At 65.3% G+C, this 17,119-nt stretch carries 16 protein-coding genes and 1 pseudogene; 7 read left to right on the top strand and 10 right to left on the bottom strand.

Going from position 1 to position 17,119, the window contains the following annotated elements; genetic code table 11:
* Positions 1 to 50 precede the first annotated feature (50 nt).
* The 10 genes from CIC12_RS22975 to CIC12_RS22930 form a co-directional block, all read right to left on the bottom strand.
* Positions 51 to 527 (bottom strand): glycine zipper 2TM domain-containing protein, encoded by a 477-nt coding sequence (locus tag CIC12_RS22975; protein ID WP_168667277.1) that lies wholly within the window; start codon positions 525 to 527, stop codon positions 51 to 53.
* A gap of 25 nt (positions 528 to 552) precedes the next feature.
* Complete coding sequence (locus CIC12_RS22970; protein WP_168667276.1) at positions 553 to 1,491, bottom strand: carbohydrate kinase family protein; 939 nt, start codon at positions 1,489 to 1,491, stop codon at positions 553 to 555.
* 96 nt (positions 1,492 to 1,587) lie between these two features.
* Positions 1,588 to 2,088 carry a thiol peroxidase gene (tpx, locus tag CIC12_RS22965; RefSeq protein ID WP_168667274.1) on the bottom strand — a complete coding sequence of 167 codons (501 nt, stop codon included), beginning with the start codon at positions 2,086 to 2,088 and terminating at the stop codon, positions 1,588 to 1,590.
* A 73-nt stretch (positions 2,089 to 2,161) separates the two neighbouring features.
* Complete coding sequence (locus CIC12_RS22960; protein ID WP_168667272.1) at positions 2,162 to 3,442, bottom strand: zinc-ribbon and DUF3426 domain-containing protein; 1,281 nt, start codon at positions 3,440 to 3,442, stop codon at positions 2,162 to 2,164.
* Between the two features lie 48 nt (positions 3,443 to 3,490).
* The gene (prmA, locus tag CIC12_RS22955) at positions 3,491 to 4,393 is read right to left on the bottom strand and encodes a 50S ribosomal protein L11 methyltransferase (protein WP_168667270.1); all 903 of its coding nucleotides are present in this window, start codon (positions 4,391 to 4,393) and stop codon (positions 3,491 to 3,493) included.
* A 3-nt stretch (positions 4,394 to 4,396) separates the two neighbouring features.
* Entirely contained in the window at positions 4,397 to 5,764 is a 1,368-nt protein-coding gene (gene accC, locus CIC12_RS22950) for an acetyl-CoA carboxylase biotin carboxylase subunit (protein ID WP_042320854.1), read from the bottom strand.
* Between the two features lie 117 nt (positions 5,765 to 5,881).
* Positions 5,882 to 6,349 (bottom strand): acetyl-CoA carboxylase biotin carboxyl carrier protein, encoded by a 468-nt coding sequence (gene accB / locus CIC12_RS22945; RefSeq protein WP_168667268.1) that lies wholly within the window; start codon positions 6,347 to 6,349, stop codon positions 5,882 to 5,884.
* Between the two features lie 77 nt (positions 6,350 to 6,426).
* On the bottom strand, positions 6,427 to 6,882 hold the full coding sequence (aroQ, locus tag CIC12_RS22940; protein WP_168667266.1) for a type II 3-dehydroquinate dehydratase: 456 nt from the start codon (positions 6,880 to 6,882) through the stop codon (positions 6,427 to 6,429).
* A gap of 194 nt (positions 6,883 to 7,076) precedes the next feature.
* Positions 7,077 to 7,625, bottom strand: a complete 549-nt coding sequence (locus CIC12_RS22935) for a TlpA family protein disulfide reductase (protein ID WP_168667264.1) — start codon at positions 7,623 to 7,625, stop codon at positions 7,077 to 7,079.
* 11 nt (positions 7,626 to 7,636) lie between these two features.
* Positions 7,637 to 8,290, bottom strand: coding sequence for a UDP-N-acetylmuramate--alanine ligase (locus CIC12_RS22930; protein WP_168667261.1), 654 nt, complete (start codon positions 8,288 to 8,290; stop codon positions 7,637 to 7,639).
* A 204-nt stretch (positions 8,291 to 8,494) separates the two neighbouring features.
* On the opposite strand from CIC12_RS22930, the gene mpl reads away from it, so the two are divergent.
* The 7 genes and pseudogenes from mpl to tcuA all read left to right on the top strand — a co-directional run.
* On the top strand, positions 8,495 to 9,889 hold the full coding sequence (gene mpl / locus CIC12_RS22925; RefSeq protein ID WP_168667259.1) for a UDP-N-acetylmuramate:L-alanyl-gamma-D-glutamyl-meso-diaminopimelate ligase: 1,395 nt from the start codon (positions 8,495 to 8,497) through the stop codon (positions 9,887 to 9,889).
* Positions 9,886 to 10,488 carry a YqiA/YcfP family alpha/beta fold hydrolase gene (locus tag CIC12_RS22920; RefSeq protein WP_168667257.1) on the top strand — a complete coding sequence of 201 codons (603 nt, stop codon included), beginning with the start codon at positions 9,886 to 9,888 and terminating at the stop codon, positions 10,486 to 10,488. The genes mpl and CIC12_RS22920 overlap by 4 nt, the downstream gene beginning before the upstream one ends.
* Positions 10,489 to 10,795: 307 nt before the next feature.
* Positions 10,796 to 12,916 carry an RNB domain-containing ribonuclease gene (locus CIC12_RS22915; RefSeq protein ID WP_168667255.1) on the top strand — a complete coding sequence of 707 codons (2,121 nt, stop codon included), beginning with the start codon at positions 10,796 to 10,798 and terminating at the stop codon, positions 12,914 to 12,916.
* A complete protein-coding gene (aroE, locus tag CIC12_RS22910; RefSeq protein WP_168667254.1) occupies positions 12,913 to 13,776 on the top strand; it encodes a shikimate dehydrogenase in 864 nt (287 codons plus the stop codon). Before CIC12_RS22915 ends, aroE begins: the two co-directional genes overlap by 4 nt.
* Before the next feature lie 48 nt (positions 13,777 to 13,824).
* Positions 13,825 to 14,547, top strand: coding sequence for a monofunctional biosynthetic peptidoglycan transglycosylase (gene mtgA, locus CIC12_RS22905; RefSeq protein WP_168667253.1), 723 nt, complete (start codon positions 13,825 to 13,827; stop codon positions 14,545 to 14,547).
* Between the two features lie 56 nt (positions 14,548 to 14,603).
* Positions 14,604 to 15,524 carry a LysR family transcriptional regulator gene (locus CIC12_RS22900; RefSeq protein ID WP_168667252.1) on the top strand — a complete coding sequence of 307 codons (921 nt, stop codon included), beginning with the start codon at positions 14,604 to 14,606 and terminating at the stop codon, positions 15,522 to 15,524.
* A gap of 178 nt (positions 15,525 to 15,702) precedes the next feature.
* Positions 15,703 to 17,103: pseudogene (tcuA, locus tag CIC12_RS22895) on the top strand (FAD-dependent tricarballylate dehydrogenase TcuA); the annotation flags it as partial.
* Positions 17,104 to 17,119: the final 16 nt, after the last annotated feature.

Raw genomic sequence — 17,119 nt, 5'->3', positions numbered from 1 at the left:
AGGTCGTCGCAGCGGCGTGTCAGCCGACCGCGCGAGAGGGAAAGCTTGAGTTAGTGCGTGACGCGCGTGACGCCGCCGCTGGAGAGAAGCCGCACGCGGTCGCCCGCGCGGAAGATTTCGCCGGTGGTGGTTTGGGTGATGGCGCGCATGTCGCCATTGTCGAGTCGCACGGTGATCTCGACGCCGTCGCGCATCGCGACGCTGTTTTCGATGGCATTGCCGGCCACCGCACCGCCTATGCCGCCGATGATGCCCGTGGCGACCGAGCCGCGGCCGCCGCCGATCGTGCTGCCGGCCAGTGCGCCTAGAGCGCCGCCACCGACCGCGCCCAAGCCGCTCGGCTGGCCGTTATTCGAGCTGATGCGTACAGCGCGTACGCTGTCGACGGTACCCATGCGGACCGTCTGTTCGCGCTGTGCCTGCGACGCCGTAAACACGTTTGGAGAACTGCTGTTGCTCGCGCACCCCGACATGGCCAGCGAACCGGCGATCAGCGTAGCGACGATCAGGCGACTCGTTGTTCTCATTCCCTAACTCCCATAGCTCTCGGTATCAAGGCAGGCTGTAACCGAATGCCTGCGCGAACCGTTCGTTGATCTCCGCCCGGGTGGGCGCATAGTTTTGTGGGCCTTGCTGCTCGATTTTCAAGGCACCCATCAGACTCGCGAGGCGTCCAGTGGTGGCCCAGCCAAGCTTGTTCTCGATACCGTACAGCAAGCCGCCGCGGAAAGCATCGCCGCAGCCGGTGGGATCGAGCACTTGCTTCGCCTCGACTGCCGGAATGCTTTCGACACCGCCAGCATGATGGATCTGTGCACCCTGTTCGCCGAGTGTGACGATCAACGCTTCCACCTTGCCGGCGATCTCTTCGATCGACCAGCCGGTCTTGTTGCTCACCAGCTTGGCTTCGTAATCGTTGACAGCTACGTACGTGGCAAGTTCAATCATGCGCCGCAGTGTAGCGCCGTCGAAGAGCGGCAAGCCTTGGCCCGGATCGAAGATGAACGGCACGCCGGCGGCCGCCAGGTGTTCCGAATGCTGGATCATGCCGTCGTAGCCGTCCGGTCCCACGATGCCGAGCGTGATGCCTTTCGCTTTGTCAGCGCGGTTCAGATGCGACTGCATCATCGCGCCCGGATGGAACGCGGTGATCTGATTGTTTTCCAGGTCGGTGGTGATCATCGCCTGGGCCGTGTAGGTGTCCGGCACGACGAGCACGCTTTCAGTCGACAGCCCGAGCTGCTCGAAGCGCTCGACGTAGCGCTGCGCGTCCACTGCGCCGAGCGTGCCCATGATGCGCGCGTCGCCGCCGAGAAGATGCAGCGCGTAAGCGATGTTGCCCGCGCAGCCACCGAACTCGCGGCGCATGGTCGGCACGAGAAAGCTCACGTTCAGGATGTGGACCTGCTCCGGCAGGATGTGCTCCCGGAACCGCCCTTCGAAAGTCATGATGTTGTCGTAGGCGAGCGAGCCGCAAATGAGCGTAGCCAAGGCGAGCGTTCCTGTAAAAGTGCGATTGGGAGTGGGCGCGCGACGATGCGACAACGCCGCGCACAAGGCGCGGCGCCGGGCTCGTGCGCGAGGGTTTTACTTCAGCGCGGCGAGTGCTGCGTCGTAGTTCGGCTCGTTCTTGATTTCGCCGACCAGCTCGGCGTGCACGACCTTGTCGTTCTCGTCGATCACCACCACGGCGCGCGCGGTCAGGCCCGTCAGCGGGCCGCTCGTCACGTCGACGCCATATGCTTGCGCGAACTCATGGCCGCGGAACGTCGAGGCCGTGACGACGTTCTCGATGCCTTCAGTCGTGCAGAAGCGCGACGCGGCGAACGGCAGATCGCCCGACACGACGATCACAGCCGTGTTGGTCAGCTTCGCGGCCGCTTCGTTGAACTTGCGGGTCGAGGTGGCGCAGGTCGGCGTGTCGAGGCTCGGAACGATGTTCAGCACCTTGCGCTTGCCCGCGAAATCGGCGAGCGTCAGCGGCTTCAGATCCTTGCCGACCAGCGAGAAAGCGGCTGCGCTCTGGCCCACCGACGGGAACGTGCCGGCTACTTCGATCGGGTTGCCACCCAGCGTGACTTGACTCATGTTGTTGTGCTCCGAAAATTCGTCAGTAATGACGGTGAAAGCGCCCAGTCATGGCCGGGCGCGCGAGGGTGCGTTACGGATAGAAGATCTGTACGCGGAAATTGGAGGCGACCGCCGTGCCCGTGTCGAGATGCACGATCATGGTTTGCGTCGTGTGCGCCGGCAGGCCGGCTGCGATCGCCGTGCCCGGCGGCACATAGTCTTGCGGCCACAGCACGCGCCGCACAGCCACGTTGTTCTGGTCGTCGAGCAGCGTGAGTTCGATGGCGGGATAGGCGAGCGCGATGCCGTAGCGGTTGTGCAGCGGCATCTTCAGTTCGAGCTTGTGCGGGCCGTCGATCTGCCGCAGATCGGATGGTTCGACCTGCAAACCGTCGATGTCGTGCGGCGGCGTCAGCTGGCAGCCGAGATACGAGCAAACCTTCACGTACAGCGTCTGCGTGCGCGGCAGATACACCTGCACCGTTTCCCGCTGCCACCATGCGAGTTGCGCGAGCAGCACGAAAACCAGTATCAGCCCCAGGATCGATGCGGCAATCGCCCGGCCCATGCGCCGCGCGTCGGCGGGACGGGTTTCGCGCACGACCGGGAAAGGGTCGCTGCCGTCGTTCACGGGGTTGACGGAGAAGGGTTCACCGCCGGATGCGGCCGGAGCCGGGCCACCGATGCCGGGACCGCCCGCGCCTGAACCGCCCGCACCCGCAGTCGTGGCTGCGCCGAAACGGGCAGCGCCCAGATCCGCGGCGGCGCCTAAGCCCGAGGTGCCGAAATGCGGTTCATTGTCGGCGATGCCATGCAAGCTCGCCGCCTCACCGAGGGCCGGTTCGGTCACGCGGTCGGTCTTGTGCCAGACCCGCGGCGCTTCTTCTGCGGGCGGCTCGTCGTTGGCCTGGTACGCGTAGGGGTCGAGCGGCGCGTCGGCCAGCACGGGTTCGTCGTCGTGGGGCAGGGGCTTGCTGAAGGCGTCGGCCGGCAGTTCCGGATCGACGGGTTGATCGGGTGTGGGCGCGGCGCCCGCGTCGGTCGAGACGGGCGCGAGCGGCACATTGCCGGTCTGGTGCAGCAGACGGTTGTCGATGGATGCCTCGGGCGCGGGCGCCCCCGGGTCCCACGCTTCGGCGCTGAAGTCGGGGTCTTTCTGACGCACGCCCGACAGCGCCTCGATTGCCGCCGCAGCCGCGACCGGTTTGGCGGTGGAGAAGTCACCGCCTCCGGTGACGTCGAACAGGCTGCTCGACGCGTCGAATACTTCGTGGCAATGCCCGCAGCGCACAAGCCCGCGGCGCTGCGCGAGCTGCGCCGGTTGCAGACGGAAGACGGTTTCGCAGAAGGGGCAACGCGTCGCCAGGAGCATATTGAGCCGTTAAGCCAGGAGGCCGATGGTTGGACAATACGCCCTATTCTAATGGCTTTCGCGGCGCGTTCCCGTGAGACATACCCAACCTTCGTGTTCGCGCCACACGCCGATGTCGATCCAGCGCGCGTAGACCTGCGCGACTTCATCGGCCTGCCGCGCCAGAATGCCGGACAACGCGATCCGGCCGCCCGGCTTGACCTTCGACGAGAGCATCGACGCCATCAACTTGAGCGGGTTGGACAGGATGTTGGCAACCACGATATCGAACTCGCCGATGGGACATTCGTCGGGCAAACCGTAGGTGACTTCGGCCCGGTTGCGCTCGCTGTTGTGACGCGCCGACTCGACCGCCTGCGGGTCGATGTCGATGCCGTACACCGGATTCGCGCCGCACTTCTTCGCGAGGATCGCGAGAATGCCGGAGCCGCAGCCGTAATCGAGCACGGACTGCTCGGGCTTGACCGATTGCTCCAGCCACTCCATGCACAGACGCGTGGTCGGATGGCTGCCCGTGCCGAACGCGAGACCTGGGTCCAGTTCCAGCACGAGTGCTTCGGGGTCCGGCGCATCGTGCCACGACGGCACGACCCAGATGCGTTCGCCGATCGGAATCGGATCGAACTGCGACTGCGTGAGCCGCACCCAATCCTGTTCCTCGACTTCCCGCACGGTGAACGACGGCGCGCTTTCCAGCCCGATTTCGTTCGACGCGGCGGTCAGCAACACCGCCGGCTCGTGTTCCGGCGCGAGCAGCGCGATCACGCGCGAACGCTGCCAGGCCGTGCGATCCGGCGTGAGACCGGGCTCGCCGAACAGCGGCTGTTCGTCGGGCGTGTCGGCGTCGGCGTCTTCGACCGATACGGACAACGCGCCCAGCTCGAGCAGCGCGTCGGAAAATTCCTCCGCGTGCTCGCGAGCCAGCTCGGCGATCAGTTCCCGGTAGCTCATGACTTACGCTTCTTCCGGTGCGGCCTGCAGCTTCGCGGCCAACCGGTTTTCGAGGTAGTGGATGCTGGTGCCGCCTTCGACGAACTTCGCGTCCAGCATCAGTTCGCGGTGCAGCGGGATGTTGGTCTGAATGCCTTCGACTACCATCTCCGAGAGCGCGATGCGCATGCGCTTGATCGCCTGCTCGCGGGTTGCGCCGTAAGCGATCAGCTTGCCTATCATCGAATCATAGTTCGGCGGAACGAAATAGCCGTTGTACGCGTGCGAATCGACGCGGATGCCGGGACCGCCCGGCATGTGCCACGAAGTCAAACGACCCGGCGACGGAATGAACTTGAACGGATCTTCGGCGTTGATCCGGCATTCGATCGCATGGCCCTTGAACACGATGTCGCGCTGACGGAAAGCGAGCTTCTCGCCGGCCGCGATGCGGATCTGTTCCTGCACGATGTCGACGCCCGTGATCAGTTCGGTCACCGGATGCTCGACCTGCACGCGCGTATTCATTTCGATGAAATAGAACTCGCCGTTTTCGTACAGAAACTCAAACGTGCCCGCGCCCAGATAGCCCATCTTCTTGCAGGCATCCGCGCAACGGTCGCCGATGCGGTCGATCAGACGGCGCGCGATACCCGGCGCCGGCGCTTCCTCGATCACCTTCTGGTGGCGTCGCTGCATCGAGCAGTCGCGCTCGCCGAGCCAGATGGCGTTCTTGAACGAGTCGGACAGCACCTGGATTTCGATGTGCCGCGGGTTCTCCAGGAATTTCTCCATGTAGACCTGCGGGTTCCCGAACGCGCGGCCGGCTTCTTCCCGGGTCATGTTGACCGCGTTGACCAGCGCCGCTTCCGTGTGCACCACACGCATGCCCCGGCCACCGCCGCCGCCGGCGGCCTTGATGATGACCGGGTAGCCGACCTGGCGGGCAATCTTCACGATTTCTTTCGGATCTTCCGGCAATGCGCCTTCCGAACCCGGCACGCAAGGCACGCCGGTCTTGATCATGGTCTGCTTGGCCGTGACCTTGTCGCCCATCATCCGGATCGTTTCCGGACGCGGGCCGATGAACGTGAAGCCGGACTGCTCGACACGCTCGGCGAAGTCGGCGTTCTCCGACAGGAAGCCGTAGCCAGGGTGGATCGCTTCGGCGTCGGTCACTTCGGCCGCGCTGATCAGCGCGGGCATGTTCAGATAGCTGAGGTTCGAAGGCGCCGGGCCGATACAGACCGCCTCGTCGGCGAGCTTCACGTACTTGGCTTCCTTGTCGGCTTCCGAATAGACGACGACCGTCTTGACGCCGAGTTCGCGGCAGGCGCGCTGGATACGAAGCGCGATCTCGCCACGATTGGCAATGAGGATTTTTTCAAACATAGCGGGTTTTCGACTCATCAATGGGCGCCGGGTTGGTTGCAACACCGGCCGCCTCAGAGGATCGGTCGCGCGCCTTTCGAACAGCGGGCGCGCGGGCGGCGAACAATGCGTGCCGCGTTAGCCGACCACGAACAGCGGTTGGCCGTACTCGACCGCCTGGCCGTTTTCGACGAGGATTTCCTTCACCACGCCGGACTTGTCCGACTCGATTTCGTTGAGCAGCTTCATCGCTTCGATGATGCAGATCGTCTGGCCTTCCTTGACCGTGTCGCCCACCTGGACGAACGGGTCTGCGCCCGGCGACGGTGCGCGGTAGAACGTGCCGACCATCGGCGAGGTCACCACGTGGCCTTGCGGCGCGGCGACCGCCGGCGTTGCCGGAGCGGCTGCCCCGGCCGGTGCTTCTGCGCCCGGGGCTGGCGGCTGTTGCGCGTATTGCGGCGCGTAGGAGGCGGACGGCTGCACGTAAACTGGCGGCGCATTTTTGACGATGCGCACCTTGCCTTCGCCCTCGGTCACTTCGAGTTCGGAGATGCCGGACTCCGAGACGAGGTCGATCAGAGTTTTCAGTTTACGTAGATCCATCAGGAAGCCCCTTTCAATGCGTAAAGTGCCGGCGTGTGCAGTTGTGCAGTGGCCGGCTCAAATTAGTCGTGTTGGATTCAGCCGCGCGACGCGCCGGCGGAAAGCCGGTCGAGCGCGAATTCGAGCGCGTACAGATATCCCTTCCAGCCGAGGCCGCAAATCACGCCTTCTGCCTGGTCGGAGAAATATGAGTGGTGCCGGAACGGTTCGCGACGATGCACATTCGACAGATGAATCTCGACGAACGGAATGCCGACCCCCGCGAGTGCGTCCCGAATGGCCACGCTGGTGTGCGTGTACGCGGCGGGATTGATCAGTATGAAATCGGTGTTTTCAGTCCGCGCGGATTGGATGCGATCGACCAGCGCGCCTTCGTGATTGCTCTGGAACGACGCGAGTTCGACGCCTGCGTCCGCAGCGCGGTCCGCTAGCGCCTGATCGATCTGCGGCAAGGTCACGCGACCGTACACCTCGGGTTCCCGGGTGCCGAGAAGGTTGAGGTTTGGTCCGTGCAGTACCAGCAGTCGCGTCATGGTCGCTTCTTTTTCCGTGGAATTGGGCGCACTTTAGCGCTGATTAGAGAAACTTGTCTAGTTTCCAAGACGTACGGAGCGACGCTCGCGTCGCTCCGCAGTCGCGCCGGGCGTCCATCTTCTCTCAAATTCGCTCGATTTGCGCGTATTCTTGCGCGTTCTGCACGTAATTTGTCAGCAAAAGAATGCGAAATTTAAAGTGCGTCGAGCGTCTGCCGGAGCGCGCTCGGGTCGATCTGCCCTAATTTCGTCGAGCGGACGTTGCCCTTGGCGTCAATCACGACGGTAAACGGCAGCCCACCCGCGTTGTTGCCGAACGCGCGGGCGAGGTCGGCGCCGCCGAAGCCGGTTACGTAGACCGGATAGGCCACATTGACCTTCTGCAAGAACGCCTGGATGTTTTTTTCCGAATCGACGCCAAGTCCGACAAACTGGATCCCTTTCTTCGCATATTCGTGCTGGAGTTGCGAGAGCGCCGGCATTTCCTCGACACACGGGCCGCACCATGACGCCCAGAAGTTGACGACGATTGGATGCCCTTTGTGCACACTTAGCGACTGCGGCTTCCCGTCGACGCTAGTAACCGCCGCGGCCCACAACTGGTCGACCGCGCTATGCGGCGAGCCGGCCTGCGCCGCGTGGGCGACCTCGGCGCCGTCGCTGAGCCAGTGATTGGCCAGCACGCCGCCGCCCGCGGCAACGATGGCGACCAGTGCGCCCGCCAGAATCCGTCTCGTCTTCATACTTGGTCTGTCTAATTGGTGGAAGGGGTGGCTTCGCTGTTGTCGAGCAGCGCCTGGACCGCCTGCAGATTGGCCCGCGCCGTGCGGCCGCGCGCATCGGCCTTGACGGCGCCGCGCAGGTCGTCCGTTTCGTAGAGCGCGACGTGAATGCCGACCGGTTCCGCGTCGCGCCCTTCGTTCGCCGGGCGCCACAGGAAGCTCAGCGTCTCGACATAGCCGCGGCCTGCAAAGTGCCGCGTTTCCGACACGTCGTATTGAATGTTGGCGTTCAGAAAGTAGATCGCAACTTCCTTCGGGTTGTCGCAGAACGCCTGCAGATGCACGTCCGAATGTTCGCCCGCCGTGCCGCCCAGCACCGCGCCGGTCAGATAGGGATTGAACGGTGCGAGGCGCTCCATCCAGTCCAGCGCGATACAGCGCAGCCGCCGCAGCAGCGCGGGCTGGCTATCGCCCTGAAAAAGCGACTGATATTCGCGGATTTCTTCTTCGATCTGGTCGTTATCCGGCAGCCATTCGCCGGCAACACGAGTCTCGCCGACGACTTGCCGCGCGGCTTTGCGCTTGGCCGTGGCGTAGTCCAGACCGTCCTCGGCGATCATGCGTGCAGCCGCGATGGCGATTTCCTCGCGCACGCGCTGCGGATCGAAATGTGATTTGCGGACCATCCGTCAATCATACTAGAGATTGCCGACAGGCCTTTTTGGGCGGGCCGCGCCGCACGGCGGGCGAGGCGGCGCGGGCGAGCGTGATTGGGCACGCGGGGGCGCGGAGGCTGTCGGTTACAATAGCGTCCTTTGCAGACGGTCGTTCCGGCCGCTTTGCAGCACTCCCATCCCTCGCAAAAAACGCCCGCGCGGCACGACAGGCTTATGCACATTCACATCCTCGGCATCTGCGGCACATTCATGGGCGGTCTCGCGGTGCTCGCGCGCGGCGCGGGCCACACCGTGACCGGTTGCGACGCCGGGGTCTATCCGCCGATGAGCACGCAGCTCGAGGCGCAAGGCATCGGTCTGACGGAGGGTTACGATGCGGACCAGTTGAACGGCCTGAACGCGGACCTGTTCGTGATCGGCAATGTGGTTTCGCGTGGCAACCCGCTGATGGAAGCGATTCTTGACCGCGGCCTGCCGTACGTCTCCGGCCCGCAGTGGCTCGGGGAGCACGTGCTGAACGGTAAGTGGGTGCTGGCGGTGGCCGGCACGCACGGCAAGACCACCACCAGCTCGATGCTGACCTGGCTGCTCGAAGACGCCGGACTCAACCCGGGTTTCCTGATCGGCGGCGTGCCGTTGAACTTCGGCGTGTCGGCGCGGCTCACGGATTCGAGCTTCTTCGTCATCGAAGCCGACGAATATGACACCGCGTTCTTCGACAAGCGCTCGAAATTCGTCCACTACCGGCCCAGGACGGCGGTGCTGAACAACCTCGAATTCGATCATGCCGACATCTTCCCGGATCTCGCCGCGATCGAAACGCAGTTCCATCATCTGATCCGCACGGTGCCGGGCATCGGCCGGGTGGTGACGAATGGCCGTGAAGACGCGCTCGAACGCGTGCTGACGCGCGGCTGCTGGAGCGACGTCGAGCGCTTCGGCGTGCAGGGCGGCTGGGAAACCCTGCCCGCCGAAGACGGCGTGCCGGTCGACGAACGCTTCGCCGTGTATCACAACAGCGAGCGCGTCGGCGTGGTCGAGTGGCAGGTGCAGGGCGAGCACAACCGTATGAACGCGCTGGCGGCGATCGCCGCTGCGCGCCACGTCGGTGTGCCGCCGGCCCAGGCCGCGAAGTCGCTGGCGAGCTTTCGCAACGTGAAGCGCCGCATGGAAGTGCGCGGCAGCGTCGACGGCGTAACCGTGTACGACGACTTCGCGCATCATCCCACCGCGATCGACACGACCGTGGCCGGGCTGCGCGCGCGCGTCGGCCGCGACAACACGCGGATTCTTGCCGTGCTCGAGCCGCGCTCCAACACGATGAAGCTGGGCGTGATGAAAGCGCAACTGCCCGTCAGCCTCGCCGACGCCGACCTCGTGTTCGGCTACGGCGCGCCGAACGGCCGCGACGCACTCGGCTGGAATCTCGGCGAGGCGCTCGCGCCGCTCGGCGGCAAGGCGCAGGCCTTCGACAATCTGGACGCCCTGGTCAAAGCGGTGGTCCACGCCGCGCGCCCAGGCGACCAGATTCTGGTGATGAGCAACGGCGGCTTCGGCGGCGTGCATCAGAAGCTGCTCGACGCCCTTTCTGCGCGAGGCAGCTCGTGATTCTCTATCTGCACGGGTTCCGCTCGTCGCCCAATTCGTTCAAGGCGCGCGTGCTGGCGGCGCGTCTGGCCGAGCTGGGCCGCGCCGACGAGTGGTGCTGCCCGATGCTGCCCGTTTCACCGTTCGACACGGTGGCACTCGCCGAATCGTTGGTGGATGCCGCAAAACCGAAAAATGTGACGGTGATCGGCAGTTCGCTCGGCGGCTATTTCGCCACGCATCTGGCGGAGAAGCACGGTTGGCCGGCCGTGCTGCTGAACCCGGCGGTCGTGCCGCAGCGCGACCTGAGCGCGTATCTCGGCGAGCAGCCGTTGTGGCATGGCGGCGGCAGCATCGTCGTCGAACCGCATCATCTGGATGAGCTGCGCGCGCTCGGCGTCGCGTCGATCACGCGGCCCGAACGCTATTATCTGGTGGCCGCCACCGGCGACGAAGTGCTCGACTATCGCGAAATGCTTGCGCACTATCGCGGCGCACGCACTACGCTGATCGAAGGAAGCGACCACGCGATCAGCGAGTTCGCGCAATACGTCGACGACGTGCTGGCCTTTTGCGACGCCGAAGACGTCGAGCCGCCGGCGCCGCGCGAAGCGGCATGAAGTAATAGCGATCCGACGCGTCCTGATGTTGCGTGCCGACGCGGCGGTCCGAAGCGACGTCCTGAGTAGAGGCTCAGGCGTACGGCCTGGCGGCGAAGCCGCCGCCGGTCACCGATGCATCCGACCCGCAGTGAAGCCGCTGCCTGTCACCAGACTGGAATCAGATTCAAGCCGCCGGCGCGCGTATCCGTACGTAAGGCGCCGCGGATCCACTACCACGAACACGTTGCCGTGCCGCGCACGCAGTGACCGATCGCTGAACGAAATCGGGCGCGCCGGCAGATGCAAGTCAGAACGAGAGTATTGAGTGAACGTTTTCTTCGAGGAATCGGGCAGTTTCAAGGCAGGCAGCGTGTTGTCGCGCCAGGGTGACGCGTTTCAGGTCGAGTTGCCGGGCGGCCGGCGCGCGAAGGTGCGCGCCAAAGACGTGCTGATCGAATTCGACAAGCCGAGCGCGGCCGAGCTAATGCAGCAGGCCGACGCCGCCGCGCAGGACATCGACCTGGACTTCTTGTGGGAATGCGCGCCGGACGACGAATTCCCGTTTGCCACGCTGGGCGCCGAGTACTTCGGCGAAAGCTTCGGTTCGATCGAGCGCGCGGCGCTGGTGCTGCGCATGCACGGCGCGCCGGTGTACTTCCGCCGCAAGGGCCGGGGCATGTATCAACGCGCGCCGCAGGAACAACTGAAGATGGCGCTGGCCGGCCTCGAACGCAAGCGTCAGCAGGCGCTGGTGCAGCAGGGCTACGAGGAAGAACTGAAGGCCGGCCGTCTGCCGGAAGCCTTCACCGGCAAGACCGCGCTCGCGTTGCTGACCAAGCCGGACAAGAACACGATCGAATACAAGGCGCTCGAAGGCGCGGCCGCCGCGCGTGGCATTTCGCAAGCGCGCCTGATGCTCGAATGCGGCGCGATCCCGTCGGCGCGCGCGCTGCACGAGGCGAAATTCCTCTCCGAGTTCTTCCCGCACGGCACGGGCTTCCCGCCCGTCAGCATCGGCAGCTTGCCGGACGATTTGCCGGAAGCGAACGTCGAGGCGTTCTCGATCGACGACATCACCACCACCGAAATCGACGACGCGTTCTCCGTCGAGCACCTGGCCGACGGCCGCGTGCGGATCGGCGTGCACATCGCCGCGCCGGCGCTCGGCATCCAGCGGGGCGACGAAGTCGACGCGATAGCGCGCACGCGTTTGTCGACCGTGTACATGCCGGGGGACAAGATCACGATGTTGCCCGACAGCGTCGTCGAAGCATTCACGCTGGCTGAAGGTGGCTTGCGGCCGGCGCTGTCGTTGTATGTGATCGTCAATCGCGAAACCCAGGAGATCGTCGCGAGCGAAACGCGTGCAGAGCGCGTGTTCGTGAAGAACAACCTGCGCCACAACACGCTCGACGAACTTGTCACCGAAGAGGCGCTCGCCGCCGGCGCCGGCGACTATCCGCACAAGGAAGACATCGCCGTGCTGTGGCCGTTTGCGCAGGCGCTCTTCGAAAAGCGCCAGACCGCGCGCGCCGGCTACGGTCTGCGCCGCGAAGTGCAGCGCAATACGGACTTCAACTTCTACGTGGAAGGCGAGCACATCACGATCACGCCGCGCCGGCGCGGTTCGCCCCTCGACACGATCGTCGCCGAACTGGCGATTCTCGCGAACTCGTCGTGGGGCGCGTTCCTGCACGACCACGGCGTACCGGGCATTTACCGCACGCAGCGCGCGTTCGGCGCGCCGAGCGGTCCGAAGCGCACGCGCATGCAGACCAACGCCGCGCCGCACGAAGGCCTCGGCGTCACGCAATACGCGTGGAGCACGTCGCCGCTGCGCCGTTACGTCGACCTGGTGAACCAGTGGCAACTGATCGCCTGCGTGCAGCATGGCGTGACCGCGAAACTCGCCGCGCCGTTCAAGCCGAAGGACGCCGATCTGTTCGCCGTCGTGCAAGGCTTCGACGACACCTACACCGCGTATGCGGATCATCAGCGCCGCATGGAGTACTTCTGGTGCCTGCGCTGGCTGAAGCAGGAGAACCGCAAGCAGGTGGTGGCGTCGGTGGTGAAGGGCGATCTGGTGCGTCTCGAAGAGATTCCGTTGCTGCTGCATGTGCCGGGCCTCGGCGTGCACGCGCGCGGCACGCGCTTGCAGATGGAAGTGATGTCGATCGACGAGTTGACCGTCGAAGCGTCCGTGCGTCTGTTGCACGTGCTCGACGCGCCGACCGTGACGAGCGGCGCCGAAGCGGAAGAAGCGGAAGAAGGCGATGACGAAATCATCGACGCGGCAGACGACAGCGCCGAAGGCGAAGCCGAGGCGCAGGCCGAAGCCGAACTGGACGGCGACGGCGCAGCGGCCGATGCCGGCACCGACAACAACGACGACGACAGCGCAAGCGGCGCAGCCGCCGATCAGCACATCGCGGAGCCGGGACGATGAGCGCCAATCAGACACGTGAGCGCTATGCGGTCATCGGCAATCCGGTCGGCCATAGCAAGTCGCCGTTTATTCACGGCCGTTTCGCCGGGCAAACCGGCGAGCCGGTCGAATACGGCGCGCTGCTCGCGCCGGTCGACGCATTCGTGCCGCACGTGCGCGCCTTCATCGACGCGGGCGGACGCGGCCTGAACGTGACCGTGCCGTTCAAGCTCGACGCACATGCGTTCGCCACGACATTGTCGCCGCGCGCGGCGGCGGCGGGTGCAGTGAACACGTTGCGCTTCGACTCGAACGGCATCTACGGCGACAACACCGACGGCGTCGGTCTCGTGCGCGACATCGAGGTGAATCTCGGCGTGTCGCTGAAGGGCGCGCGCATTCTGTTGCTCGGCGCGGGTGGCGCCGCGCGCGGCGTCGTGCTGCCGATGCTGGAGCGCATGCCGCATACGCTGACCATCGTCAATCGCACCGCGGCGAAGGCCGAAGCGCTCGTCGATCAGTTCGCGCAGGCCGCGCACGATGCCGCGTGCCGGCTGACCGGCGGCAGCGCGCGCGCGATCGAAGCGGGCCAGTACGACGTGATCGTCAACGCGACGGCGGGCAGTCTCGACGCGTCGTTGCCCGACTGCGACGACCGCGCGTTCGGCAACGGCACGCTCGCGTACGACATGATGTACGGCGCGCACCCGACGGTCTTCCTGGAGCACGCGCACAAGCTGGGCGCACGCGGCGCCGACGGTCTCGGCATGCTGGTCGAACAGGCCGCCGAATCGTTTCACGTGTGGCGCGGCGTGCGGCCCGACGGCGCGCCGGTGCTGGCCGAGTTGCGTGCGCTGCTGACGGCGCCGTCGCACGCCTAGACCCGCGCATCGCCTGACGGTACCGTCCATTCGAGAACTGGAACGCACATGACAGCAACGCGGCGCGCAAGCCGGCCCAGTCCGGTGCGATGGGTGATCTATCTGGGCGCCGTGCTGGTGATCGCCTGGCTCGCGACGCAGGCGTTCTACTTCACGCAGATCGCGGTCTGGAATTATGTGAACCCGCGCTCGACCGCGTTCATGCGCTCGGATGCGTGGCGCCTGTCGCAGGATCGGCCGGACCTCTCGTTGCAGCATACGTGGGTGCCGTACGACCAGATCTCGCGCAATCTGAAGCGTGCGATCATCGCCTCCGAAGACGCGAACTTCGTCAACAACAAAGGCTATGAGACCGACGCGATCCTGCAGGCGTGGGAGCGCAACAAGGCGCGCGGCAAAATCGTGCGCGGCGGTTCGACGATCACCCAGCAGCTCGCGCGCAATCTGTTTCTGTCCCGTGAGAAGAGCTATATCCGCAAAGGCCAGGAGCTGATCATTACCTGGATGCTCGAAACCTTGATGGACAAGGAACGGATCTTCGAGATCTATCTGAACTCCGTCGAGTGGGGCAATGGGGTGTACGGCGCCGAAGCGGCGGCCCAGTATTACTACAAGACCTCGGCGGCCAAGCTGAGCGCGGCGCAGTCCGCGCGCCTCGCCGTGATGCTGCCGCGGCCCAAATACTTCGATGAACACCGCAGCTCCGCCTATCTGACCCAGCGCGCCCGCGTGATCGCGCGGCGCATGGGCGCGGCCGAGTTGCCGGACTAAACGTTTTTTCGCACGTGCGGCGCGGCCGCGGGTGCATGGCCTCGCGGGAAACTCCGATGGAACTGCGGCAGCTGCGTTACTTCATCAGCGTGATCGAACACGGCAGCATGGGCAAGGCGGCGCTCGAACTGGGCGTCGTGACCTCGGCGCTGAGCCAGCAGATCGCGCGGCTCGAAAGCGAGCTATCGACCCGGCTGTTGCAGCGAACCTCGAGCGGCGTCGTGCCGACTGATGCCGGGCTCGCGTTCTGGCGGCAGGCTCAGTTGGCATTACGCCATATCGACGACGCGGCGCTCGCCGCGCGCGAGGCGCGGCTCTCGGGACACGTCAGCGTCGGGCTCGCGCCCAGCACCACCGGCGTGCTCGGTCTGCCCTTTATGCGCGCGATGCGCGAACGCTATCCGGACATCCGGTTGCGCATGGTCGAAAGCCTGTCTGGCTATCTCGCATCGATGCTCGGCGCGCGGACCATCGACCTCGCCATCCTGTTTCAGGAAGCGCCCACCCAACGCTGGAGCGTCATGCCGCTGCTCGACGAGCGGCTCTTCGTGATCGGTGCGCGTGATCTGGCCGGCATGCCGACGCAACGCGAAGTGCGTTTGTCGAAGCTCGGCGATCTGCCGCTGATCCTGCCAAGCGGCTCGCACGGTTTGCGAGCCTTGCTGACCTCCGCGTTCAAACGCGCGAAGTACGAGCCGCATCTCGCCGCCGAGGCGGACGGTCTCGCCATCCTGATGGACGCGGTGCGCGGCGGCTTGGGTGCGACCATCCAGCCCGGCGCGGCGCTCGCGCGATCGGAGAACGCGATGCTTGCAAGCAGCCGTATCGCGGACACCGACGCGGTCCGGGCGAACCTGCTGGTCAGCGTGTCCGACGACGAATTGTCCCCGGCTGCGCTGGCGGCGCGCGTCGTGCTCGCGGACGTCGCGCGTACGCTGGTGAAGGAGGGCCGCTGGCCCGGCGCGAAACTCCGCTAACTCGATCAAGGCCGCCCGTTCACGAAAGCTGAAGACCTCTAGCCCGTTTGCTGATGGCGGCGTTTGCCGCCGCTGACTACAGTTCGCCTCGAAGCAATTACGTTGCATGGGATCGGCGTCAGCGCGCTGGATGGCCGACAGCCACAGCGCCAACTCCGGTCGACAGGAGGCAAGCTAGATGGTCGATGTACTCGTGATCGGAGGAGGCAATGCCGCGCTGTGCGCCGCGCTGATGGCGCGCGAAGCGGGCGCGTCAGTCCTCCTTCTCGAATCGGCCCCGCGCGAGTGGCGGGGCGGCAACTCACAACACACCCGCAATCTGCGCTGCATGCACGATGCACCGCAAGACGTGCTCGTCGAAGCGTATCCGGAAGAAGAATACTGGCGCGATCTGCTGAAGGTGACGGGCGGCATCACGAACGAGCACCTCGCGCGTCTCGTGATTCGCGCGTCCGCAACTTGCCGTCCGTGGATGCGCAAACACGGTGTGCGGTTTCAGCCGCCGCTGTCCGGTGCGCTGCACGTCGCGCGCACCAACGCGTTTTTCATGGGCGGCGGCAAGGCGCTCGTCAACGCGTATTACCGCAGTGCCGAAGCGCTCGGCGTGCGGGTTCTCTACGACACGCCAGTCGATGCGATCGAACTCGATGATGGCCGCTTCGTCGCGGCGTGTAGTGGCAGCCGTCGTTTCGAGGCACGTGCCTGCGTGCTGGCGGCGGGCGGCTTCGAGTCCAATCGCGAGTGGCTTAGAGAAGCGTGGGGCCAGAATGAGCGCGGCGAATGGCCCGCTGATAACTTCCTGATTCGCGGCACGCGCTTTAACAAGGGCGTGTTGCTCAAGCACATGATCGACGCGGGCGCGGATTCGATCGGCGATCCGTCGCAATCGCATTGCGTCGCGATCGACGCGCGCGCGCCGCTCTACGACGGCGGCATCTGCACGCGGATCGACTGCGTGTCGCTGGGCGTGGTGGTCAATCGTGACGCTGAGCGGTTCTATGACGAGGGCGAGGACTTCTGGCCCAAACGTTACGCGATCTGGGGACGCCTCGTTGCGCAGCAGCCAGGGCAGACCGGCTATTCGATCATCGACGCCAAGGCAATCGGCCGTTTCATGCCGCCGGTGTTTCCCGGTGAGAAATCCGACACGCTGGCCGGACTGGCGCGCCAGTTCGGTCTGCCGGAAGCGGCGTTCGTGCGGACCATCACCGCGTACAACGACGCCTGCCGGGGCGGCACGTTTGACCACACCGCGCTCGACGACTGCCACACCGAGCGGCTCGTCCCACCGAAGACCCACTGGGCCCGGCCGATCGACACGCCGCCGTTCTACGGCTATGCGCTCAAGCCCGGCATCACGTTCACTTACCTGGGGCTCAAGGTCAACGATCGGGCTCAGGTGCATTTTGGCGGCCAGCCGAGCGAGAACCTGTTCGTCGCGGGCGAGATGATGGCCGGCAATGTGCTCGGCAAGGGCTATACGGCAGGGGTCGGCATGTCGATCGGCACGGCGTTCGGGCGTATCGCCGGCACCGAGGCGGCGCAGGCCGCCCAGGCGGCTGCGCATGCGGGACACGCGGGACACGCTGGACACG

Source organism: Paraburkholderia sp. SG-MS1 (genome assembly GCF_012275575.1).
Taxonomy (GTDB): domain Bacteria; phylum Pseudomonadota; class Gammaproteobacteria; order Burkholderiales; family Burkholderiaceae; genus Paraburkholderia.
This window is presented reverse-complemented; position numbering and strand designations above follow the sequence as displayed.

Coding starts and splice junctions, on each gene's coding strand:
- CIC12_RS22975 (WP_168667277.1), bottom strand. CDS start 527: ATGAGAACAACGAGTCGCCTGATCGTCGCTACGCTGATCGCCGGTTCG.
- tpx (WP_168667274.1), bottom strand. CDS start 2,088: ATGAGTCAAGTCACGCTGGGTGGCAACCCGATCGAAGTAGCCGGCACG.
- CIC12_RS22960 (WP_168667272.1), bottom strand. CDS start 3,442: ATGCTCCTGGCGACGCGTTGCCCCTTCTGCGAAACCGTCTTCCGTCTG.
- prmA (WP_168667270.1), bottom strand. CDS start 4,393: ATGAGCTACCGGGAACTGATCGCCGAGCTGGCTCGCGAGCACGCGGAG.
- accC (WP_042320854.1), bottom strand. CDS start 5,764: ATGTTTGAAAAAATCCTCATTGCCAATCGTGGCGAGATCGCGCTTCGT.
- accB (WP_168667268.1), bottom strand. CDS start 6,349: ATGGATCTACGTAAACTGAAAACTCTGATCGACCTCGTCTCGGAGTCC.
- aroQ (WP_168667266.1), bottom strand. CDS start 6,882: ATGACGCGACTGCTGGTACTGCACGGACCAAACCTCAACCTTCTCGGC.
- CIC12_RS22935 (WP_168667264.1), bottom strand. CDS start 7,625: ATGAAGACGAGACGGATTCTGGCGGGCGCACTGGTCGCCATCGTTGCC.
- CIC12_RS22930 (WP_168667261.1), bottom strand. CDS start 8,290: ATGGTCCGCAAATCACATTTCGATCCGCAGCGCGTGCGCGAGGAAATC.
- mpl (WP_168667259.1), top strand. CDS start 8,495: ATGCACATTCACATCCTCGGCATCTGCGGCACATTCATGGGCGGTCTC.
- aroE (WP_168667254.1), top strand. CDS start 12,913: ATGAGCGCCAATCAGACACGTGAGCGCTATGCGGTCATCGGCAATCCG.
- mtgA (WP_168667253.1), top strand. CDS start 13,825: ATGACAGCAACGCGGCGCGCAAGCCGGCCCAGTCCGGTGCGATGGGTG.
- CIC12_RS22900 (WP_168667252.1), top strand. CDS start 14,604: ATGGAACTGCGGCAGCTGCGTTACTTCATCAGCGTGATCGAACACGGC.